The following is a 23,231-nucleotide window of genomic DNA, read 5'->3' as shown; positions in this document are numbered from 1 at the left end:
AGCGCGTTCCGGCAAACATTCCGCCAATATTCGGACACGGTGCCGTTTGGTGTTCGGCCGGTGCCGCGGGGGACAGCACACGATGACCATGGAATTCTCGACGCGTCGCATTCATGTGAGACGCGGAAGATGCTGGCGCTTTGCGGCGGCCGCCGGAGCGTGCGGCTTCTTTCTGACGCTCGAACCGGATTTCGCTTTCGCCGCAAATGAATGCGGCCCGGCGGCGCCAGCCGGGACCGTCGCCTGCTCCGCGCCGACCTACCCCAGCGGGATCACCTATAAGGGGACGTCGGGCCTCACGGTGAATGTCGCTTCGGGAACGACTGTCACGAATGCGGGCGGCTCCGGGGCGATCGACCTGGAGGGAACAGGCCCACTGGCGCTGAATGCGCTCAACGCCAGCACGACAGGCAGCGGCGTGAACGCGAACTTTTCGTTCTCCGGTCCGAATTTCCGGCCCGGCATCTATTATGGAGTCCTGGGCTATTCGAGCACCGGGCCGGTCGCGCTCACGATCGGCCAGGCGACGACCACCATGTCCGGCGGCGCGGTCGGCATCGGCGGCTATTCCAATTCGGGTGCGGTGACGATCCAGACGACTCACGTCCAGCAGACGGGCCTCTCCGCCGTCGGCATCAATGCCGAGGGCGCCAGCGTCTCGGTCACCGCCGGGCAGATCGACGCCACGTTGCGCGGCATCGTCGCCTTCGGCGATGCCGGCGGCGTGACCGTCAACAGCGACACGATCAACGTGATCGACAATGGCATGTTCACCGGCGTCGGCATCCAGGCGGACGCGCTCTCCGGCCAGGGCGATATCAGCGTCACCAGCGGCAGCATCAGCGCGTCGGGAAGCAACGGCGTCGGTGGAATCAGTACGCAGTCAGCGACCGTTAACGGGAAGACGACGATCGTCAGCGGTTCCATCACCGCCATCGGTCCTGGCCAGTACGGCATCTCGGCCATCGGTCCGTCGGCGGTTGACATCACTTCGACCGGAACGATCCGGACCAATGGCGGTCCGCGCTTCGTGAACGATCCCAGGGTGGCCGGCGGCACCCAGACGGATCCGCGCTTCGCCACCGGAATCTGGGTGATGGACCCGACGAACAGCGTCTCCATCAAGAACCAGGGCTCGATCATCACGACCGGCGACGAGGCCTATGGCATCCGGGTCGAGACCGGCACGCAGATCACCTCGATCCCCGATGCCAACGACCACCCCGACAGCAAGCCGATCACGATCACGAGCGCCAGCATCTCGACCAGCGGCCAGGGCGCCGATGGCATCTACATCGCCTCCGATCAGTCCGCGGTCACGTTGACCAGCGACACGGTGAAGACAACGGGCGCGGGATCCTACGGCATCAACATCAGCAGCAGCGGCGGTCCGGTCACGGTCACCAGCACCGATGCGGAGGTCGCTTCCGGCAATCTCGAGCACGCCATCGGCATTAACAACACCGGCGGCCCCGTGACGCTGACCTCCGGAACGACATCCGGCGCGATCGACATCGCGGTGCTCGCCGTCGGCGACGCCTCCGTCACCAGCGCATCGGCGACCAGCACCGGCGATGTCGGCATCGTGGTGGAAAGCTTTGGCAAGGTGACGGTATCGAGCCAAAGCGTCATCGCGAGCGGCGCCAGCGCGCCGGGCATCATCGGGTTCGGCGGCGGCGACGTCTCGATCACCAGCGGCTTTGCGACCACGAGCGGCGATTCGCAGTTCGGTAGGGGCGCGCAGGCCGGTCAGAACGTCGTCGCCAATGCGATTGCGGCGCTGAGCCAGAGCGGAAACGTCACAATCGACGGTGCGACGCTTTCGACCGCGGGCCTCTATGCCGCTGGCGTCTATGCCCAGGCGGATTCCGGGACCGTGACGCTGACAAGCGGGAGCATAACGACGGTGGGAGCCGGTTCCGTCGGCATATTCGCCACGGCGGTGGGTGCGACAATCAATTCGACGACAATCGCGACATCAGGCGCGTCCTTCGCCTTCCCGGGCGGCGCGGGTCCGGCCGGCTTGCCGCTCATGACCGACGTCGCGCCGGCCGCCACGATCGCGGCGGACGGCATCGATCTTTCGGTCGGCGCGGGCGGCGCGACCGTGACGTCGGGCACGATCACAACCGCCGGCGGCAGCGGCATCGAGGTGCTCGGCGGGTCGGGCGCGATCAAGATCACCAGCGGCACGATCACTGCTTCCAACGGCTACGGGATTTTCGTGTCGGACGGCACGGGCGCCGTCACGCTTTCCAGCACCACCCTCACATCCGGCGGCATCGGCTTGTACGCAAATTCCAGCGGTGCGGTGTCCATCGCCAGCGGGACGCTCGCGAGCCAGAACAGCGGAATCGTCGCGTCCGGCTCCGCCGTTTCCGTCACCAACACGACCCGCATCGACGCGACGCTCCAGGGCATCCACGCTGCCGCCGGCGCCGGCGGCGTGACCATCGTCAGCGGCATCGTCAATGTCGACAATGGTGGCGTGGGACCGGTCGGCGGCGTCTATGCGGACGGCATCAACGCGACCACCAGCGGCGGATCGATCAGCATCACGAGCAGCGACTCCGAGACCACGGGCGCGACGGCCTCGGCGATCTACGCCAACAATTCCGGCGGCAGCGTGACGATCGACTCTAGCACGGCAGAAGGCACGGGGACGGGCGCTTCCGGTGTCGTGGCCAGGGCCGAAGGCAATATCTCGGTGACCAGCGCGACGGCCACTGGCACCGGGAATTCGGCCATCAACGCACAGTCGACGGGGGGAAGCATCACCGTAAACAGCGGGACGGCCACCAGTTCCGGAACATCCGCCGCGATCTATGCCATTGCGACCGGCGGTGCGGTCACGATCAACGCAGGCACGACCACGGCGACCGGCGGCGGCGCCATATCCGCGCAATCGGACGCCGGCGTTAAGCTGGTCGCTCAAAATATCTCCAACTCGGCAAGCGGCACGGCGGCCGTCTATGTCGGCAACACGGGCACGTCGCCGAATGCCGTCGCGAACAATCTGACCCTCCAATCCGTCACAGCCACGGGGACCGGCGCCGACGCGATCGAGGCGTACGATTTGCAGGCAAGGACGGGCGCGGCCGGGAGCTTCGTCAATACCATTGTTCTTTCGGGAGATTCTTCGTCGTCAAGCGGCATCGGCCTCCTGAGCGTCTCCAGCATAAATTCGAATATCGCAAATTCGGGCCGCATCTCGGGGACCATCGGCATAAAGACGCAAACAAATGGAAGCACCAGCTCTCCCCCGCAAACGTCGCTGACGAACGGCGGAATGATCGTCGGTACGTCCGGGACGGCCGTCTCGGCGACCGGCGGCAATTTTGTGCTGGTGAACACGGGCACGATCGACGGTTCGGTCTCGATCGACGATGGCGCGATCCCCGGCTCGCTCCAGGTGCAGAACAGCGGCTTGATCACCGGCGACCTTACGCTCCACGGCTACACGGCGAACGTTTATCTGATGCCGGGATCGACGGTCACGGGAAAGGTGCAGTTCACGCCCACGATGAGCGTCTCGAACGCCGAGCTCGTGCTTTACGCCGGGGTAACCGTGACGGGATCGCAATTGTCGGGGTTTCACGACGTTCAGGTTGGAGGAGACGGACGCATAACGGTCGCCGGCGGCCCAAGCGCACTGAACGCCCGATGGGACATTCAAGGCGGCGTGCTTACCGTCGCCGACGACCGCGCGCTCGGTACCGGCCCGTTATATTTCGACTACAGCTCCGGCTATCTGCAGGCCACCGCCACGACGACCAGCAATCGCAGCATAGCCATCTTGTCAGGCAGCGGATTTACCGGCGGTTTCGACGTCGCCGCAGGCGCGACCTATACGCTGAACGGCGTCTTAACCGGCGGTTCCGCCAACCCCTCTTTCAACAACGCGATCAGCGTCAACGGCGCCGGCGGCACGGGGGAACTCGTTTTCGGGCGGGACAACCGCGCGACGCTGTATTCCGACATCAATGTCTATGGCGGCGGCATCTATGCGATGGCGACCGGCGCCTTCGGAAACGGAAAGATTCACATATACGATCCGGAAATCGGCCTGGCGGACGGCGTCGAGATTGCCAATGATATCGACCTGCAAGACAACTTGCAGGTCGACCAGGCCGGCGGGACGGGGCTGCTCTCCGGCGTGATCTCCGAATCCGTGCCCGGCTCCGGCCTGACGACGGCGGGCGGGGGCACCGTCTTGCTGTCCGGCGCCAACACCTATACCGGCACCACCACCATCGGCGGCGGCACGCTGGCAATCGTCGGCGACGGCTCGATCGCGGCGTCGAGCGGCGTCGTCGACAACGGCGTGCTGGACATATCCCAGTCGAACGGCGGCGCGTCGATCCCGACATTGTCCGGATCGGGGCAGGTCGCGCTGGGCACGCAGACGCTGACACTGACGGACGCGACGGACACCTTCGCCGGTTCGATCAGCGGCACCGGCGGCGTCGCGATCACCGGCGGCACCGAAACGCTGACGGGCACCAATACCTATTCCGGGCCGACGACGGTGACGGATGGATCCCTGGTGCTGAGCGGTTCATTGCCCGATTCGACGGTCGTCCTGGGCAGCGGCGGTTCGCTGACCGGCTCGGGTTTCGTCGCGGCGCTTGTCGCGGCGCCCGGAAGCGTCCTGTCGCCCGGCGGCTCCGGCGTCGGCCAACTGGTGCTCGATACCGCGGCGCTTGGCTTCGGATCGGTGACGAGCGTCGACATCGACGGGCCCACGATGGGCAACTATGACCGCTTCGTCCTGACGGGCGCGGGACACAGCTTCACCGCCGGCGGGCAACTCGTGGTCAACCTGCGCGGCATCACGCCGCCGGCCAGCAACAACTTCACGCCCGTCGCCGGCGAGCAATTCAACGTCGTGCACACCGATGCCGGCGTCGTCGGAAGCTTCTCCAGCCTTACGGAGCCGATGGCTGGGCTGCCGGCAGGCACGCAATTCGACGCGCTCTATTCCACCACGGATATCGACCTGGTCGTGACGCCGGTCTCCTACGCAAATCTGGCGCCGCTCGGCGTCGCGGAGACCGCGAACCGCCTGGGCGTGGGCGGCGCACTCGACTCCTATCGCCTGGCGCCCGGCCAGCGCATGACGGGCGACCGCAACACGGTCCTCACGGCGCTGTACGGACTGCCCGCCGGCAGCATCGGTGCGTCGCTGGACCGAATTGCCGGCAGCGTGCATGGCGACGTCCTGAACGTCGCGCTCGGCATGAACCGCTTGTTCGACTCGGCGATCGGCGATCACCGCGGCGCCGGTGGCCAGATGGTGGCGTTTATCGATCGTCTTCCCACCGGGACCTTCGCGGCGATCAACACCGTCGCATCGCCGCGCGAGGCAAGCCTCGACAGCGCTTCGCCGTTCTGGGCGATCGGTCTCGGCTCCTGGTCGCATGCGTCCGGCGACGGCAACGCGGCGGGCTACTCCGCCGATGCCGGGGGTGTGCTGGCCGGCGTCGATCTGGTGGCGCAAGACGACAAAGCCTTCGGCCTCGCCGTCGGCTACGCGAAGTCGGATGTGCGCACCAAGGATGCGGCGACCGCCACGGTCCAGACCGAACGTCTGACCGGCTACGGCGACATGGTGCATGGCGCCTGGCGGCTCAACGGCGAAGTCGCGGTTGCCGTCGATCAGTACCGTTCCAAACGGCTGATTGAGATCGGTGCGCTCACCCGTACCGCGCTCGGCAACTCCAATGGCTGGGCCTTCGCCGCGGACGGCAGCCTCCACTACGACCTCGGCTTCGCGGCGCCCTTCGTGGAAGCGCGCTACGACTATGTCAGCCGGTCGGGATTCACGGAAACGGGCGCCGGCGATCTCTCGCTCATCGTACAGAAGCAGAGCCTCGACACGCCGCGCTTCACGGCCGGCGCCGACTTCGATCTGGATGGACTGGCGAGCGACACGCCCTCAACGCTCGTCGTGAACCTCCGGCTCGCTTACGCCCACGATATCAAGCGGATCGATGGGCTTTCCGACGCCGCGCTGGCCGGTTCGCCGCTCACCGGCTTTACCGCCCTGTCCAGCCGCGTGGGCCTTGACGCCGGCATCGCCACGCTTAACACCTCGGCACAGATCAACGACAGCGTGAACCTTTTCGGCGAGTATCACGTCGAAGTCCGGTCACGCCAGACCAGCCAATCCGTCGAGCTTGGCCTCAGGACCGAATGGTGAAATCGCGCGCGATAGACTTGGCGCTTCCCCGGAATCGGTCTTGCGCTTGGTTGTCAGTAAGGCTTATCGCCCTTCAGAATAACGAAGCCCGATGCAGGCGCCGAAACGCCGTTTACGCTCGTACCACCATTGAGAATCGCGGGCGCCATCGGCAGCATGCTTTGCGGGAAGCCGAATTTGGGCTGGGTCAGCGTATCGAGCTTTGCGATTTCGTCCGTCGTCAGTTTGACGTCGAGCGCTTTGATATTGTCCTCCAACTGACCGAGGCGCCGCGCACCGATGATCGGCGATGTGACGCCGGGCTTGGCCGAAAGCCAGGCAAGCGAGACAGCGGCCACCGACGTGTCGTGGGCCTTGGCAATGATCTCGATCTGGTCGATCACCGCGTAAGTCTTCTCGTTGAGGGATCCCTCAAGGAACGCACCACGATCGCCCTTCACCGTTCCCGCGTTGGCGCGGGTATATTTGCCGCTCAACGCGCCGCTCTTGAGAGGCGACCAGGGTGTGATGCCGAGACCAAACTCCAGAGCGAGTGGCACGAGCTCCTGTTCGACGCTGCGTTCCAGGAGCGAGTACTCGATCTGCAGCGCCACGAAAGCCGACCAGCCGCGAAACTGCGCCATGGTGTTGGCCTGGGCGATCTTCCAGGCCGGCGTGTCGGAGACGCCGATATAGCGGACCTTGCCGGCGCGCACGAGATCGTCGAGCGCGGCCATGGTCTCGTCGATCGGCGTGTTCTGGTCCCAGATGTGCAGCCAATAGAGGTCGATATAATCCGTCTGCAGGCGCCGCAGGGAATTCTCGGCCGCGTTGACGATGGCCTTGCGGCTCGAACCGCCGCCGTTGGGATCGCCGGGATAGAGATTGCCGCTGAACTTGGTCGCGATCACCAGCCGATCGCGGCGCGCCTTGTCCTTCCCGATGTGATCGCCGAGAATCTTTTCCGAATGACTCTTGGTGTAGAAGTTCGCGGTATCGATGAAATTGCCGCCGAGTTCGATATAGCGGTCGATGATCTGTTTGGATTCCTCGACCGATGATCCCCATCCGAGATCTTCGCCGAAGGTCATGGCGCCCAGGCAGAACGGGCTGACGCGAAGTCCGGAACGGCCAAGGGTGATGTAATGTTCGAGCGCCATGTGCTAACCCTCGTTTTGCTGCACTTCGAGATAGTTCAGTTCTGAACTAACTTAGGATGGCGCCAGGGGAGCAACAAGGGGGCAATGGCGAAAATCGACGCCGCCGAGATTTGGGGCCTGAATTACCGCCTTCTGATGTCGGCGATTGCCGCGGCATCGCCTGGCATAGAAAACCTTGGCATCGAAACCAAGGAACTTTTCGTCTTGGCGCAGATCGATGCGCATCCCTATCCGGCCGAGCTCGCGGAAGCCCTGAACATGCCCAAGGCCACCGTCACACTATACGTGAAGCGCCTGGAAGCTTCCGGATATTTGGGGCGCGAGATCGACGCCGGCGATCTGAGACGGCATCGCCTGAAGCTGACCCCTTTGGGGCGGACAAGTGTCCGTCGGGGGATGAAACTTCTGGCGCGGGCATTTGAACCATGCCTGAACCGCTTAAGCACCGCGCAACAGCACGAGCTCAGAAACCTGCTTGTGCGGATGCTCTAACGGGAGCTGCTTCGCTCCGCCAACACCGGCGGCGCGACTTCGTCCGCTACGAGGTACTGCAGCACGCGTTTTTCAAGCACCAGCAGCGCGTTGGCGTTGTTGGTGCGCATGACGAGCCCATCGGCGAGCGGCTTGGCGGCCTCGTGCACGGCGCCGGCCAGGCGCAGGAAGTCCGCTCGCCCCCGTCCGTCTGTGCCATGTAGCGCGCACAATTGACGCCAGTCGAACACGAAGCTCTCCAGCAGCACGCCGAACTGCGCGGCGCGCGCCCTGACGTCAGCGGCATCCGTGGCGACCGCCAGTTCGGCGCGCAAGTCGTCGACCAGCAGCTGCACCTCGGCGGCAGGCATTATCGGCAAGCGCTGGTCGATCTCGGTGAGCAGCTCCCGACGGATCGCGGGGTCCCAGGCTATCGTCCGCCATTGCTCGCGTGGCGGCGCCTGCCCGCAAGCGAACTGCCAGAACGCCGCCGTGCCCGTGGTGTCCGCAACGAGATGGATGCGCTCCGCGCTGGACTTGTTCTCCACATGATGCCGGCGCCAGTTGTCGAAGATCCAGGCTTCGCCCGCAGCCATGTGCACGGATTGCCCGTCGCAGTGAAAGCGCACTTCCGGCCAAGTGAAAATCGGGATGTGCAGCCTTACCCGCGTATACCAGTGATAATTGATATCGGCATGCTCGGGCACGCCCGTGCCCGGCTCCAGGCGCATCAGCCGCGAGCGGCTCCACACCACGCCGAAGCCCGCGAGGACCTGGCGCAGGTAAGGCATGGCGCCAAGCCAGCGCGTCGGCAGCATCCGCCCGTTGTGGGAATCCGTCTCGCCGCCGCCGGCGCTGATCAACCGCGCCGCGCTGTTGCCGGGCACGCGGTCCGGGTGCGGTGCCCATGCCTGGTCCGGCAACGCCGCGACCTCGGCCTGCAGACGCTCCACCTCGAAGAGCACGGGGAGCTGGAAAAAAGGGCGGGACAGCCGCATGGATCAAGCCCTGTAGCTGGTCAAGGCGTCGCCCAGCGCGTCCCGCAGCGGCGCAAGAAAGGATGCGTAGCGCCGCCATTGCTCCAGACCCTCGCGGCCGATGGGCTGGCGCACCTGCTCGGAACTGGGCGTGCGCACGCTGCGCCTTGTCTCGTGGAAAGCCAGGCAGGCCGGCTCGAAGGGCAATCCGCAATACTCCAGCAGACGGCGCACGCTGCCTTCGAGATCCTCGACCACATCCTCATATTGCACTCTCAGCACGCGTCCCGGCAGCACGTCGTCCCAGTGCCGCATGAGGTCGAGATAGGCGCGGTAGTGGCGGGCGATAGGATCGACGCCGTAGGTGAATTCCTGGTTGGTGGTGCCGAATAGCTGTTTGAGGTTGCTGAAGCAGCAGGCCATGGGTTCGCGCCGCATATCGATGATGGTCGACCCTGGCAGTATCAGGTGGATCAGGCCGATATGCCAGAAATTGTTCGGCATCTTGTCGATGAAGAACGGCCTGCCCAGCCTGCGATAGGCGCGGGTTTCGGCCAGGAAGCGCTCGCCGAGCAGGCGGGCCTCTTTAGGCGTCAGGCGCGACAACGCCTCGGGTTGCAGCGGCAGGCTGCAATCCGGGTCGCGGCCGCAGAGTTCGCCCGCATAGCGGTCGATTTCGGTCAGTTCCTGCGTGCCTTCCACGCGGGAATGGGAGGCCAAGATCTGCTCGATCAGGGTCGAGCCCGAACGCGGCAGCCCCAGGATGAATATCGGCGCCGGATCGTCCGCGCCCCAGCCCGCGCGCGCGGCGAAGAATTCGGCGGTGAAGACCCGCTTCAGTCGCAGGGCGCAGGATTCCGCGACGTCCGGGCGATAGCGGCTGGCGGCGCGCCGCAGCGCATTGCCTTTGCTGTAATACGCCCAAGAGGATGCATAGTCGCCGCGGTCCTCCAGCGCTTTGCCCAAGGCGAAGCACAGATAGATGCGGTCCATATCCTGGATGGCGGCTTGCGATTCGGCGGCGCGCAGCCGCGCGACTTCATCGTCGGTGAAGCGATAAGTCTTGAGGTTGGCGAGGCCGAACCAGGCCACGCCATAGTCCGGCCGCGCCGCCAGGGAGGCGCGATAGTCCGTAATGGCTTCCTGGCTCCGGCCCGTGATCTTCAGGGCGTTCGCCCGCCACAGACGCAGGTCGGCGGCTTCCGTTTCCGACTGAACTTGGCCGGCCAGTAGCCTCTCATAGAGATCGATCACCGGCTCGTGGTCGCCCAGGCCGACGCAGGCCGCGCCATACAGCTTGAGGTATTCGCGGTTGTCCGGATCATGCCTGAGCAAGCGCTCGGCCTCCTGCCGCGCCTGCAGGTGCTTTTGCCGCTGCAAGAGCGCCATGGCATAGTCGAGGCGCGCCGCGTGGTAGTCCGGCGCGCGATCGAGCACCGATCTCAGCAACGCCTCGGCGTCATCGAGCGCGTCCTGCTCCTGGCGGATACGCGCCAGCAAGCGCAGGGCGCCTACATTATCGCCATCCTTTCGTAGGTAATCCCGGATGACCTCCGCCGCCGGCGCCAGGTCGCCGTCGGCGAACAGGCTGTTCGCCACCACCACCTTCGGAGGCAGTTGTTTCAGTATGGCCAGATGCTGCGCCGCCATGGCCGCCTGGGCGGTGTCCCCTAGCATGCGGTAAAGCTGTTCCAGCATATCCCAGCTCGCCGGCAGCGTCGGATTGAGACGAACCGCTTCGCGCAGCGCGTCGATGGCCGCCGGCGCATCGCCACGCAGGACATGGCAGTGGCCGCGCTCCTGATACAGACGGCTGAACCGGGGATGCAGCATCTGCAGCCGCGCGAGGACGACCAGCGCTTCCGGAATGCGCCGGCGGGAGTGCAGATCCTGGGCCTCCCGCAGCAGCGCGTCGCGAGCGCTGAAATCGGCGGAAGCGCTCACCGCGCCGCGCCGGCAAGCAACAGCGGCGCCAGCCAGCGCGGTTCCGGCTGGTCGGCGTCGTAGTATTCGAAGATCAGATGGACGCGGTCGGTGTCGCCGCTATTGCGCACCCAGTGCGGGCCCAGATTGTTGACCTCCACCGCCTCGCCCGGCGGAAAATAATGCTCGCTGCCGCCGAAGAAGCACGCCACGCCGGCATTGCTCGACACCGGCACGTGAATCTTGTGCGGCCACTTCGCCGCGGGCTGGTCATCGATGTGCGGGCGGATCACCGCACCTGGCGGTAGCTTTGCGAACATCACCCGCGGAAAGATCCCACGAGCATAATTGTAGTCGCGGACGGCCTCAGCCAGCACGGGCTCCAGCAAACCGCGCCATTGGGGCCAAGCTTCGCGATCATAGGACCTGCGCCAGTCGCGCGGGCTGTGGAGGAAGCGGAAAACGATGTGGCGGGTCTCATCCAGAACCCCGAACTTGTTCGGCTTGCTCGCGTTCTCCGCGTTCCAGACGTCCTCGGGGATCGCCAGCACGGCCGCGCGCAAGGCCGCGATGTCGACCGGACCGAGCTTGCGGATAGTCGTGGTCTTGCGCGGGTTGGCGGCGAGGGGGCTCATCGCAGGCCTTCGAAGGTGTAGCCGAACAATTCCAGATCCTGAGCATAGCGCGTGGCGACGCCGTCGATCAGTGCCCGGTCATAATAATGACGATAGTCCCCGCGCCGGCTGCCGTTGACGCGGTCGAGCGGGCGGGAGGGAATGCCGATACGCGCGCAGATCGCATCATATGAGCCCTGCATCTCCTCGACGCGGCCGATCATGTCGGTCAACAAGGTCTTGCCGTCCTCGCCCACCAGCAGCGAAGCTTGCGGCTGGAACAGGATATGATGTTCCGGCGGCTCCCCGAAAAGAAAGTGGCGCATCACCTCCCGCGGCCGCTGCCGGAACATGTCGCCGCCGCGCAGCATGAAGGCGCAGTACGACACGAAGCGGTCGAACGGGTTGCGCACGAAGGCGAACTTGAAATAGCTGCCGAAGGCATCCTCGCCGAGATAGGGACGCACCTGCCGCAGAGACAGGTGGCCATGCTGGATCGCCGCCAGATCTTCCCACGGAAAACGCTTGTTGACGAACAGCCCCACCTGCTCGACGTCCCCGTCGCCCAGTTGCTCGCGCAGGGCCTGCCGCACGGAATGGGTGCCAGTCTTGGGCACGGCGGCGAAGATGAAACGGTGGCGATGGGAAACAATCACGTTTCAGGACACATGGAAAAGGCGCCCCCTCCCCCCGCGGGAGGTGGGCGCCCAGTCTATCATAAGGCCGTCGTCTCAGAGCTTGTAGCCGACACCGACCATGTAAGTCGTGCCGCTCTGGGTCTGGGTGTAAAGGTAATGGTTCTGGCCGAAGAACTCCGTCTCCTTCGCGTTCGTCAGATTGATCGCATCAAACGTGAACTGGAGCTTGTCGGTGAAGTTGTAGGAGGCCGCGGCGTCCACATAGGTGGTTCCCTCGAAGCCGCGCGTGCTGGCGCTTATGGCGGAGGAGGTATCCCGCCCCGTGTACCAGCTGTTGCGGTGGTTCAATGAACCGCGGACGCTCCAGATGGGGGTTTCGTAGTAGAGCGTGGCGTTATAACTGACCGGCGAAATGCCGGTGATCGCCTGGTCCGCGTCCACATAGGTGTAGTTCACCACCCCGCCCAGATCGTCGAACGGCGCCGGCAGGAACCAGAACTGGCTCTGCGCGGCCAGTTCCACACCGGTCAGCTTCTTCGTGCCCGGGATGTTGATCGGCATCGAGAATTCCTTGACGATCGAGTTCGCCGTCGCACCCGCGACCGTGCTGAACGGCACGCCCGTCTGGCTGAAGGGGATATTCTCGAGGGTCTCCGAGCCGATGAAGTTCTTCAGATATTTCTGGAACACGCCCACCGAAATCAGGCCCACCTTGCCGAAATAATATTCCGCCGCCAGGTCCACCGTGGAGTCCAGGAACGGCTTGAGGTTGGGATTGCCGCGGGACGCTTCGATCTGGCCGGAATCGTCCAGCGACGCACTGCCTTGGGCCGCCAGCGAACTCAGCGTCGGACGGTTCAGGTTCTGCGTGGCGGAGAAGCGCACCAGCATATCCGGCGTCAACTCCAGCACCGTGTTCAAGGCCGGCAGCACGCCCGAATAGTGGCCTTTCACGTCCGCCGTGCCGAGATAGGCATAGCTGTCGCCCTGGATCCAGCCGGTGCTGCGGGTTTCGGTTTCGTAGCCGCGCAGGCCGATATTGCCGCGGAAACGCTTGCCGAAGAGTTCGCTGTCCCAGTCCACCTGCACGTACTGGGAAGTCGTCCCTTCCGAGACGTTGAACACCTGCTCGATGTCCTGGATCTGACCACCCGTCCCGTCGGGCTTGGGCCCGAGCCGGTGGTACTCGTCATACTTCGCGAAGGCCTTGGTAAAATCGCCCACCAGCCACGACCCCAAGCTGTTCGTGAACACGGAGGTGATGTCGGCGACGGACGTGCCCCGCGTCTCGCCATTGGTTCCATTGACGTTGCCGTCATAGAAATAGTTGGCGCCATTGTTCGAGAAGCGGTGATAGGCCACCCCCGCGCGCAGCGTCCAGGTGTCGTCCAGCTTGTAGTGCAGGTTCAGCGTGCCCTCTTTCAGTTCCGATCCGTTGTTGAAGGCGCGGTAGTAGAAGTCATCCATCGCATAATTGGCGGGATCGGTCGTATTGAAGCCCGGATACTGGAACGAAGCCGACTTGCCGTCGGTGCCATAATTGGCGATCAGGTTGCCCTCGGCGCGCATATATAGCTTATCGTCATAGGGGGTGTCGTAGCTCGATTTCTCGTAGCCGATATGCCCGTCGATCGAGAGGTCGTCGGACACATCCCACTTGCCGGTCAGAGCCAACTGGTTGAATTCGGATTCGTTCAGCTCCCGGCGGTGCTCGCTGCCGAAGGTCGAGTTGGTGACGTCGATGTCGGTGACGTAATCGTTCGAATCCCATTCAAGGTTGTTGATGATCGAGGGCTTCTGGAAGATGGCCGGCCAGGGCGCGCCGGCCGGGGTATCGAACGCCCAGGAGGCCGTCCCGGACGCGAGCGGCCGCGACGCGAGGTGATACTCGTCGCGGTGGGTGGTGAAATCGCTGTGCAATGCGTCGAGCGTCAGCAGCACGTTGTCCACCGGCTTCCACTGCAGCGCGGCCGTCACGCCGAGGCGGTCCTGCTTCGCGTTAAAGGAGTCGATGCGGTTGCCGTCCGGGATATAGAGGCCGCCGGCCAGGAACTTGTCTTGTTGAGCGGCGGTCAGATGGGAGAGGTCCAGGCCGTTATTGACCAGGTTCTGCGCGTCGTCCGCGCTCAGCTGGTCGTAGTTGTAATTGTCGACGCCCTCTTCCGTGGTCTTGCGGTGGCTATAGGCGACCGAAACCGCCACGCCGAACTTGTCGTTCCAATTGTAGCTGAGCAACGCAGCCACGCGCGGCTGCGGATCCCCGGTATACTGGTTGGTGCCCAGCTTGAACGACACCGCACCCTGGAATCCCTCCGCGTAGTCGAAGGGCTTGCCGGTGAACAGGCCGACCGTGCCGGCCATGCCGCCCTCGTTCTGGGCCGCCTGGAAGGTCTTTTCGACCACCACCTTCGAGAACATTTCCGAGGCGAAGATGTTGAAGTCGAAGGCGCGGTCGCGCGAACGCTGGCCGCGGGCATCCAACGCGGAGTCGTCGTTGCCCAGCACTTCCATGCCGTTGAGCTGCACGCGGGTGAAATCCGGGCCAAGGCCTTGCAGAGAGATTTCCCGGCCCTCGCCCCCCTCGCGGGTGATCTCCACGCCCGGCAGGCGCTGCAACGATTCGGCCAGGTTCAGTTCCGGGAACTTCGCCATGTCTTCGGCGACGATCACGTCTTCCTGGATGTTCGCATCCTTCTTGATGTCGCGTGCATTGCTCAGCGACTGCGCGTAGCCGGTGACGACCACCGTCTCGATTTGCTCACCGGGGGCCTGCTGCGCGACAGCCACCGAAGGACTGGCGCCGGTGGCCACCGCCGCGACGCTGGCCAGCAAAAAGCTCCTGAGGCTCGGGCGCGTCGCCCGAGCGAGATATTGCTTCGACATGATTACCCCATCCAGCTGATATGAACCCAGCCGCTTGATCGAGCGGCCGCCAGAAATTCACACCGACGTTCCACGTGGTTGCGCAGTGTTTGGTTCTGGCCCACCGCGATCATGGTTCGGGCCCATTGCATCCGTGTGACATATTGTGGGAATTAAATTGGCAATATGTGAGTTTCGTGTGGATTTTGCCTTGCTGGAGCGGTTCTAGGATATATAGAGGGCACCAAGGTTTTCCGTCCCTAACCTCGGCCAGACAAAGAGCTAAGTAATAGAGCAGCCGCACGATGATCAGTTCGAACTCAAGCACGAAGCAATTGAGCCAGGGCGCTCGGCTCGCGGCGATCCTCCAATTGCTGGAAGAGAAGGCCTTTTGGGCTGTCTCGGAGCTTGCGGACCGTTTTGAGGTTTCCGAGGAGACCATCCGCCGCGACGCGCGCCATCTTGAGCAGAGCGGTGTTATCCAGAAAATGCATGGCGGCATCTCGGCAACCAGCAACAAGATCGAGGCGCCCTATCGAATCCGTTTTCGTGAAAATGTCGCGGCGAAGCAGCGCATGGCACAAACGGCCGCGGCGCTGGTGAGCGAGGGGATGACGCTACTGCTCGATTCGGGCACGAGCTGCCATTGGCTGGCACGCAGCCTCGCGCATATGCAAAACCTCACGATCGTGACCAACAGCGTCGAGATCGGCCACGAAATCCTCGGCAATCCGGGGCAGCGGCTGCTGCTTGCGGGCGGGCCGGTCAACCAGATTCATCATGCCGCGTTCGGCCCGGAAGCGAGCGCCTTTTGCCGCCGCTTCGCGCCCGACCTCACAGTCCTCTCGATGAGCGCGGTCGACGCGGAGCGGGGCTTTCTCGATTTCGACGCCGACGAGGCTGCGTTCAAACAGCCCCTGCTCGAACGGGCAAGGCGGGTCGTCGTGCTTGCCGACCATACGAAATTCGCCAAGTCCGGCTTCATCCTGGTCGCGTCCTTCGCCGATGTTCAGGATCTGGTGACGGATCGGGAACCGCCGGCTGACACCGTGCGGGCCGCCTCGCTGTCGGGCACGAGGCTTCATTTCAGCGAGGACGCGCCCGGCGATCATCACAAGGGCAGCGCCGATTTGGGCTAGCAGGCCGTTGAAAAACGATTTTGCCCTGGCCTGCCAGGCAACTTTGATTCATTCTCCGCTACAAATCGGCACGAATGATTCAAAGTAACGTGCCATTCGATTCGATCATTGTTGTTCAGCATACTGATCATAGACTTTTTCAACAGCCTGCTAGAGCTGTTTTGGAATGAATTGAATCATCCAAAATGTCGTCAGGTCACTGTTCCGAAGCGCGATCGATGACCTGGGACAGCACCAGCGGCCGATAGGCGCTGAGGCCTTCGATCTCGGCGCCGGTCACCTTGCCCATCTCGTCGTAACGACGCAGGCGAAGGGTGTCGGCGGCCATTGGACGGTTCAGGAACGTCTCCGCCTCGGCCGCGGTCATGGGCCCGCCCTGCAAGGCCAGGCTCTGCAGCGAGGCCGGGCTGAGAAGCTCGATATAGCCGGGCTCGAACGCCGCCAGATAGCGTTTCGCGTCCACGTGCCAGAGGACCGGCTCGGTGACCGCCGGCCCAAAAGCCTTGGCCAGATAGCCGGCGCCGATCTTTTCGTGTTGGCTTTCCAGGCCGCGATCGGCGGCATCCTCGCCCAGACGCTGCAGCAGATGCCCGATGTCGTGCAGCAGCGCCGCCGTAATCAGCGCCGGCGAGGCGCCGTCGAGCTTGGCGCGATGCGCCGTCTGCAGCGCGTGGTCCAATTGACTGACCCCCTCGCCATAGTGGCGCTGGCCCCGCTCGGCGAACAAATCAAACAGCCGGTCGACAAAGCGCTCGGCGAAGGAGGTGGCGGTCATGAACGATCCATCGATCAACACAGCAATCGGACTATACCAAGCGACAGAACACCTGGTGACGGCAGCGGGGGACCTAGAGTCGCATCAGGCCGATGTCCGGATCGGTCCGGCTGGCGCTCCCCGTCTCGGCGTGGCCGGCGAAATGTCGGAGGAAATCGGGAAGACCTTCGGCAGAGACCGTCAGGCTGTACCAGTGATCGCTCGCCGCCAAGTTCCAGACCGTTCGCGTGGATTGGCCAGGTCCGACGGCGACCGTGCGCCGGCGGAGTTCTCCACCCGCGATCGGATATGATTCGTCCATCGCGACCTCGACCTCACGGAGCGCCGCGCCGGGGTTGGCGACGTTCAGAACGACGTCGCCCGCGGCCGTTTCCGTCAGGGTAACCGAGAGCTCCTGATCGCTCCGACCCGCGAAGCGCCGATAGAAACCGTTCGGGCCATGCACGATCAGGTCATAGGCCTCGAGAGGCTTTACCCCGTTCCAGTGACCGGCCGCATAGCGCTCGCCGGCGCCCAGGGTGAAGCGCCAAGGACCCGCGGAGTCGCCCACGGAATCGGTGGCGTCGAACACCTGAAACACCGCCCCCGTCTTTCCGGTGTTGACCAGGTCGATCCACAACCGCCCGTGCTCGACACGGGCGTCGGCGGAAAGTTGATAGGGCAAGGGGCGTGACGGCCGCTGGCCCTCATCCTGGTAAGACGCGGCCTGCTGCGCCGGTATCCTCAGGCTCGGCGAGGCCAAGGACCGCGCGACCCTTTGCAGGTAATCGGCGGTGTCCGGCAGGGCCAGGCTCGTCCAGTCGCGGTTGGGCGACCTGAAATCGAAGGCCGACGTCAGGTCGCCGCACACCGCACGCCGCCAGTCGCTGATGTTCGGCTCCCCCACTCCGAAGCGTTTCTCGATGAACCGCAGGGTCGAGGTATGGTCGAAGACTTCCGAGCAGACGAACCCGCCGCGACTCCACGGCGACACGATGATCGCCGGCACCCGGATGCCAAGCCCGAGCGGATAGCGGCCGCGATTGGCGACCCCGGCGACATCCCGATAGTCCTTGGCCTCGCCTTCGGTCGAAACGGTGCTGAACCCGTCCGCCTCGGCGAGCGGCGGCATCGGCGGGAGCATATGGTCGTAGAAGCCGCCCGCCTCGTCATAGTTGATGATGAAGACCGTCTTGGCGAACACCTCGGGATGTTCGACCAGGGCCTCGATCAGCTTGGCGCAGACATGCTCGCCCTTGGACGGCACGGCCGTCGGATGCTCGGACAAATCCGCCGCGGTGACGATCCAGGACACTTGCGGCAACCGGCCGGCGGCGATGTCGGCGCGGAACGCCTCCACCAGCTGCTCGCCGTCCGAGCGCGTGCGATCCACGCCCGGCTTATGCTCCGACACCCAGGAGCGGCCGCGTTCGTATAGCGCCGAATCCTTGGCGCACGGCCGGAACGGCTTAAACACGGACAGGATGTTGTCGCCGAAATTGTCGTATTCCTGATAAACCTTCCAGGAAATTCCCGCCGCCTGCAGCCGCTCCGCATAGGTCGTCCACGCATGCGGCCCCTGCGCCATGGGGCGGTCCTCGGCCATGTCGGCGCTCGGGGTTTCGTCCTCCCCGTAATTGCTCATCTCCGGATCGCCGCCGACCTTGCCGCCTCCGTTGCACCCGGTCCACAGATGCAGCCGGTTCGGGTAGGTCTGGGTCAGGGTCGAGCAATGATAGGCGTCGCAAATGGTGAAGGCGCTCGCCAGGGCATAATAATAAGGCAGATCCGAACCCCGGTAATACGCCATCCGCTTGTGGAGTTCGCCGGTATGCCCCCAGCGGTCGTAGCGGCCGCCATGAACGATCGTGGTGTTCTCCTGATGGCTCTGCTCCGCGCCGTCGACGACATAGGCATCCGTTGTCCGCGCATCGCCGTGGAACGGCATGACGTAGCCGTCCGGATGCTCGCCGCTGGGCTGGCGCCAGACCGCGGCGCCTCCGGGCAGGCGCAAGGGGCGCGGATCGCCGAACCCGCGCACGCCGCGAAACGCCCCGAAATAGTGATCGAACGAACGGTTCTCCTGCATGTAGATCACCACATGCTCGACATCCATGATCGAACCGCTGGCGCTGTGGGCGGGGATGGCCATCGCCTTGGCGATGCTCGCCGGCAGAGCGCCGAGCCCGACGCCGGCGGCCAAGCCGCCTCCCATCCGTTGCAGGAAATCGCGCCGATCGGTCCGCATATCACTCTCCCAATAGGTGGTTTGGACTACAACGAAATCGGCAATGGTTTCGTGACCCCGCGCAAACCTGACCGCTGCAAACCTAATAGGCCGCTTTCGCCAGCGCGGCCGCCTCGGCGCGGCAGGTTGCGGCGTCGGGCGCCGGCGCGCTCGCGCGGACTGTCGTCATCTCGGCGCGCGCGGCATCCAGATCAGCGCGAAACGCGGCGGAGCCGTGCAGGGCCGCGGTCGCTGCGGCGCCGGCCAGCCATCCCGCCTCGACCGCGCTCAGGCTGTGCGCGCCGCAGATCAGCCGGCTTTCGCCGAAGGCGCGTCCGCGTGCCAGGATCTCGGTCGCCCGGTCCGGCGCGAGCTCCGCGAGGATCAGCGCCTCCATCCACCCGTTCGCGGCATGGCCGGACGGATAGTCGCCATTGGCGGCGAGAGCGGCCGTCCTGGCCTGGCAGATCGGCGCCGCCGAGCCGATATAGGGACGCGGCACGCGATAGAATTGCTTGACCGGATCGACCACCCCGGAGGTCTCGGCGCGGCCCAGGAGACGCGCCAGGGCCGGCGCCGTCTGCGGAGTCAGCTTGACGCCCAGGGCGCAGGCGAAGTGCTCGAAGGGCCCGGTGTCGACGTCGGACGTCGCCACCTTCCATCGCGGCGAGCCCTTAAGCCGGCGCGTCGCCGCGAACACCTGACGATCCGCAATCGCGACCGGACTGCGCGGTGCCGGTGGCGGCGGCAGGATGCGGATGCCGTCCGGCGTGGCCTCCGGCGACAGATAGGCGCCGTTCGCCGACAGGACGAAACTGGCCACGAGCGCGGCTGCCGTCTTCCACATCGCAGCTTTCCCGTCACCCAACCGCCACAGCTGTGGTCTACATCACGGTAGTGCGACGGACTGGCGACGAATCGATCGCGGCATCTGCCCGCACAGGCCCCGCAGGATTCGATGCCGCGTGAAAGCGCCTGCGGATTCTTGTTCACTGCAATCGATCAGGAAGACCAGCATGGTAACGATGCAGAATCGTCGCAGCTTCATCCGCGCCATGATGGCGACGGCGGGCGCGGCGGCGGCCTACACCCCCGCCATCGCCCGCGCCCTGAAGATCCCCGCCGATCGCCGGACGGGCACGTTGAAGGATGTCGGCCATGTCGTCATCCTCACGCAGGAGAACCGCTCCTTCGACCATTATTTCGGCACGATGCGCGGCGTCAGGGGCGGCGTTCGCGAGGTCCGGAGAAGCGGGGCATTTTGCGGAGAGACGGCTGGTACAGCGCGCCGCCTGAACCTAACTCTGCTCGCCATTGTCTCAAGAATTGGAGCAGCATGCCAAACTGATTTCGATTTCCCGGCCGAGCGTCGGCCGCCGCTCAGCCATCTTTCCCCGTAGCTATAGCGTGCCCTTCGGTTCAGCTTTGGCACGGACCAGGCAGGCATGCATGAAACCGGCCACGTAGGCCAGATATGAATAGGGCGAACCGGGCATATTGTTGGGATGGTGGTCGAGATGCACCAGACCCTGGAAGGCGATATCCATCAGCGTCTTCATGATCTTGTACATGTCGTAATAGCCGTTGTCCTGAAATGTCTCATGGAAGTTCGGTACGCCCTTGACCGGCGGACTCGAGATGTTGCGGAAATGGATCTCGCGGTATTTCTTGAGTGTGTTGAATTCCTTCAACACCGACAGCAGATCCTTGCCCATCTTAGGGCCGCCTTCGTTCCAGGTGCCGCAACACATCTGGATGCCGATATGGGAGCTGTTGGCCGCCGCGAACATGGCTTTGTAGCGTGCATAATTGCACATGATGCGCGCCACGCCGCCAAGACTCTCGAATACTGGCGGATCATCAGGATGGAAGGCGAGAAACACATTGTTCTCGTCCAGCACCGGACCAAGGCCCTCGGCGATGTATTTCTTGAAATTGGCCATGACCTCGTCGTAACCGCACTCGCGACCCCAGTAGAGCGTATTCAGGCCACGTTCCGGATGCTTGGCATCCGGCGCCAGATCGCCGAGAAAATCTCCGCGATGCACGTTCGGATTCGTGGGGTCGAATTCGCGCTCCATGGCGCCGCCGCGTATGTCGACCATGCCGTCCTCCCACACGCCGGTGATCATCAGCCGTGAGCCGGTATAGTCGAAGCCTGCGCCATCCTTTCCGGTGCTGCGAATCCAGGACCTCACGCTTTCGAGCGACTCGTCGGCGCCCGGAAGACCCAGCAGCATTGTATTGATGTCGTTTCCGCCCTTGCCGCCCAGCAGATAACGGATCGAATGCAGGGTAATGCCCGCATCCGCATAACGCTTCTTCGCCGCGAGCTGCTCATCGGTCGTCAACATCGCGCCTCGGGTCGCGGTGGCGTAGACATAGTTGTAGCCCACCTCATTCATAAATTTGAGGTCGTCGTCAGTCGGATTGGTGCTTCCCTGACCGCACAATTTGATGCCGCCGCCGTTCTTGAGAGAGTCGCTTGCCATGGCATTGGCCGCGCGCAGGTTGCCCAGCGCCGCCACCGCGGCCGCCCCGCCCATCGCAATAAGGCCGAGCGCCCGCCTTGAAAGTCCGGCGTCCGTCTCGAAATACTGCCGTGACCGCTTGGCGCGGTGCGCGAAATCCGGCTGTTCGTCTTTCATGAGGTTATCCTTTTCGAGTCGACTGCCCCATGCCGACGTTCCACACCGCTTTGCCCAAGCCGTTTCACACGACCGCCAGCGTGCCGCACCAGAACTGGATGCCCGCGGCGGCCGGCGACTCGCCCAGCTTGCAGCACGCGGTGTCCACGTCGTACTTGTGCACGAAGGCAAGCTTGCCGCCGTCGCCGATGCGGAAGACGGAAAGCCCGGCGCTCATCATCGATGGCGCGATGCCCTTATCCTGCGTCAGGATCGGCATGGCTTCTTGACTGGCCGCGACGAGAATCCTCGTGCTCGGGTCCATCGCAAAGGTGCGCGGCTCGATGCTGTTCGTGTCGGCCGTCTGGATCAACGTGGGCTCGCCGGTGCTCTGATCGATGGAGAACACCGCGATGTTGTTCTCGCCGCCGATCCAGACCTTCTTTCCCTGCCAATCCGCCGTGCGCTCGCTGCGATTGCCGACATAGACGATGCGGCCATTGGGATGGGCGTGGATCGGTCCCGGTCCCTGACCCAGTATGTGGGTGTCGTTCGGATCGCGCAGCGTGCTTCGCATGAAAAGCGCCTCGCGCGTGAGCGTGCTGTCCGCGTTAATGCCATAGACGTCCATGCGATTGCGGCTTCTGGACGAGTTTCCACTATGTGACGCTGCTGCTTGGCCTCCTGCTCGCCATCGGTCTGCTGTACGTGCTTCAGCATACGGTCGCCAACAAGGAGATCGCGGCATGGGCATGGCGCATACCGTTCTTCGTCGGCGCGCTGCTGGCGATCCTCGCCTTGCTCATCACGCTCAACGTCAAGGAAAGCGACTCCTTCGCCGCCGTGCAAACGAACACCGCCCGTGCCGGCCACGGCGCGCTGTTCGCCAAGCACTGGCGCGAATTGCTCATCGTCTTCGTCATCACCATGGCGGGCACGATCGCGTTCCAGACCTACGGCACCTATATGCCGAAATATCTGGTCAACACCACGGGCTTCAGCCCTGACCTGTCGACCGAAATCACCATGGCAGCCCTATTGGTCTACACCGTCATCCATCCCCCCATGGGCTGGCTCTCCGACAGAATCGGACGAAAGCCCATGCTGATCGCATTTTCCGCGGCAGGCCTCGTCGCCACCGTGCCGATCATGATGACTCTGTCGACCACGACCGATCCTCACTTGGCGTTCGGGGTGCTGCTGCTGGACATGGTGCTGCTTTGCCCCTACACCGCCGTGAGCGCGATCTTCAAGGCGGAACTGTTCCCTACCGAAATCCGCGCCATGGCAGTTGGCATATCCTTCGCCACCTCCGTGTCGATCTTCGGCGGAACGTCGGAACTGATCGCCCTCAGCTTCAAGAAGGCCGGGCACGAGACCTGGTTTTACTGGTATATGACCGCTGCATTCGCCCTCGCCCTCGTCGCTTCGTTGGCGATGCGCCGTCCGGCGGACAGCGGCATCACGCCGCCAGCCACGGCCGGATCGACGACACAGATTTGAATATGTCGGCGGTCGGAGACGACAGGGTCGGCCGCCGCCCATCGTCGGGCAAACGCAGCACACTGACGGGATTTCGAACAGGCGAGCGCGGACAGCCAACGGACTCGTGGGCAATTCGGATCAAGCCGACGCAACAAACCACAGTCATCGACCAG

16 protein-coding genes and 1 pseudogene are annotated in these 23,231 nt (G+C 64.1%); 6 read left to right on the top strand and 11 right to left on the bottom strand.

What is annotated here, in order from left to right; genetic code table 11:
• The first annotated feature begins 82 nt into the window (after window positions 1-82).
• Complete coding sequence (locus WDM86_03385) at window positions 83-6,202, top strand: autotransporter domain-containing protein (protein MEI9989058.1); 6,120 nt, start codon at window positions 83-85, stop codon at window positions 6,200-6,202.
• A gap of 53 nt (window positions 6,203-6,255) precedes the next feature.
• Here WDM86_03385 and WDM86_03380 read toward each other — a convergent pair whose 3' ends face one another.
• The gene (locus WDM86_03380) at window positions 6,256-7,341 is read right to left on the bottom strand and encodes an aldo/keto reductase (GenBank protein ID MEI9989057.1); all 1,086 of its coding nucleotides are present in this window, start codon (window positions 7,339-7,341) and stop codon (window positions 6,256-6,258) included.
• Window positions 7,342-7,425: 84 nt separating this feature from the next.
• Here WDM86_03380 and WDM86_03375 point away from each other — a divergent pair, with 84 nt between their 5' ends.
• Complete coding sequence (locus WDM86_03375) at window positions 7,426-7,833, top strand: MarR family transcriptional regulator (GenBank protein MEI9989056.1); 408 nt, start codon at window positions 7,426-7,428, stop codon at window positions 7,831-7,833.
• On the opposite strand, the gene WDM86_03370 is transcribed toward WDM86_03375, so the two are convergent.
• From WDM86_03370 to WDM86_03350, 5 genes are all read right to left on the bottom strand, one after another.
• Window positions 7,830-8,810, bottom strand: coding sequence for an aspartyl/asparaginyl beta-hydroxylase domain-containing protein (locus tag WDM86_03370; protein ID MEI9989055.1), 981 nt, complete (start codon window positions 8,808-8,810; stop codon window positions 7,830-7,832). The two genes, WDM86_03375 and WDM86_03370, sit on opposite strands and share 4 nt — an antisense overlap.
• A gap of 3 nt (window positions 8,811-8,813) precedes the next feature.
• Window positions 8,814-10,733: a sulfotransferase gene (locus WDM86_03365; GenBank protein ID MEI9989054.1), complete on the bottom strand. Its 1,920-nt coding sequence runs from the start codon at window positions 10,731-10,733 to the stop codon at window positions 8,814-8,816.
• The gene (locus WDM86_03360; GenBank protein ID MEI9989053.1) at window positions 10,730-11,347 is read right to left on the bottom strand and encodes an aspartyl/asparaginyl beta-hydroxylase domain-containing protein; all 618 of its coding nucleotides are present in this window, start codon (window positions 11,345-11,347) and stop codon (window positions 10,730-10,732) included. The genes WDM86_03365 and WDM86_03360 overlap by 4 nt, the downstream gene beginning before the upstream one ends.
• Window positions 11,344-11,982, bottom strand: coding sequence for a sulfotransferase family 2 domain-containing protein (locus WDM86_03355; GenBank protein MEI9989052.1), 639 nt, complete (start codon window positions 11,980-11,982; stop codon window positions 11,344-11,346). The genes WDM86_03360 and WDM86_03355 overlap by 4 nt, the downstream gene beginning before the upstream one ends.
• 75 nt (window positions 11,983-12,057) lie before the next feature.
• The gene (locus tag WDM86_03350) at window positions 12,058-14,847 is read right to left on the bottom strand and encodes a TonB-dependent receptor (protein MEI9989051.1); all 2,790 of its coding nucleotides are present in this window, start codon (window positions 14,845-14,847) and stop codon (window positions 12,058-12,060) included.
• Window positions 14,848-15,131: 284 nt separating this feature from the next.
• Here WDM86_03350 and WDM86_03345 point away from each other — a divergent pair, with 284 nt between their 5' ends.
• Window positions 15,132-15,965 (top strand): DeoR/GlpR family DNA-binding transcription regulator, encoded by an 834-nt coding sequence (locus tag WDM86_03345; GenBank protein ID MEI9989050.1) that lies wholly within the window; start codon window positions 15,132-15,134, stop codon window positions 15,963-15,965.
• A gap of 196 nt (window positions 15,966-16,161) precedes the next feature.
• Here the strand turns inward: WDM86_03345 and WDM86_03340 are convergent, their stop codons facing one another.
• From WDM86_03340 to WDM86_03330, 3 genes are all read right to left on the bottom strand, one after another.
• Window positions 16,162-16,740 (bottom strand): phosphonate degradation HD-domain oxygenase, encoded by a 579-nt coding sequence (locus WDM86_03340; GenBank protein MEI9989049.1) that lies wholly within the window; start codon window positions 16,738-16,740, stop codon window positions 16,162-16,164.
• Between the two features lie 73 nt (window positions 16,741-16,813).
• Complete coding sequence (locus WDM86_03335) at window positions 16,814-18,967, bottom strand: phospholipase C, phosphocholine-specific (protein MEI9989048.1); 2,154 nt, start codon at window positions 18,965-18,967, stop codon at window positions 16,814-16,816.
• Between the two features lie 82 nt (window positions 18,968-19,049).
• Window positions 19,050-19,793 (bottom strand): phosphatase PAP2 family protein, encoded by a 744-nt coding sequence (locus WDM86_03330; protein ID MEI9989047.1) that lies wholly within the window; start codon window positions 19,791-19,793, stop codon window positions 19,050-19,052.
• A 118-nt stretch (window positions 19,794-19,911) separates the two neighbouring features.
• Between WDM86_03330 and WDM86_03325 the strand changes: the two genes are divergently transcribed.
• The gene (locus WDM86_03325; protein MEI9989046.1) at window positions 19,912-20,346 is read left to right on the top strand and encodes an alkaline phosphatase family protein; all 435 of its coding nucleotides are present in this window, start codon (window positions 19,912-19,914) and stop codon (window positions 20,344-20,346) included.
• On the opposite strand, the gene WDM86_03320 is transcribed toward WDM86_03325, so the two are convergent.
• Both WDM86_03320 and WDM86_03315 read right to left on the bottom strand, forming a co-directional pair.
• On the bottom strand, window positions 20,347-21,594 hold the full coding sequence (locus WDM86_03320) for a mannonate dehydratase (GenBank protein MEI9989045.1): 1,248 nt from the start codon (window positions 21,592-21,594) through the stop codon (window positions 20,347-20,349).
• Window positions 21,595-21,658: 64 nt separating this feature from the next.
• Window positions 21,659-22,204: a beta-propeller fold lactonase family protein gene (locus tag WDM86_03315; GenBank protein ID MEI9989044.1), complete on the bottom strand. Its 546-nt coding sequence runs from the start codon at window positions 22,202-22,204 to the stop codon at window positions 21,659-21,661.
• A gap of 17 nt (window positions 22,205-22,221) precedes the next feature.
• Between WDM86_03315 and WDM86_03310 the strand changes: the two are divergent.
• Window positions 22,222-22,428: pseudogene (locus tag WDM86_03310) on the top strand (MFS transporter).
• Window positions 22,417-23,076, top strand: a complete 660-nt coding sequence (locus tag WDM86_03305; protein ID MEI9989043.1) for an MFS transporter — start codon at window positions 22,417-22,419, stop codon at window positions 23,074-23,076. Before WDM86_03310 ends, WDM86_03305 begins: the two are co-directional and overlap by 12 nt.
• The last annotated feature ends 155 nt before the right edge of the window (window positions 23,077-23,231 follow it).

This window comes from Rhizomicrobium sp. (genome assembly GCA_037200045.1).
GTDB lineage: Bacteria > Pseudomonadota > Alphaproteobacteria > Micropepsales > Micropepsaceae > Rhizomicrobium.
Note: the sequence above shows the minus strand (reverse complement) of the source record. Positions and strands in the feature narration are given on the sequence as shown.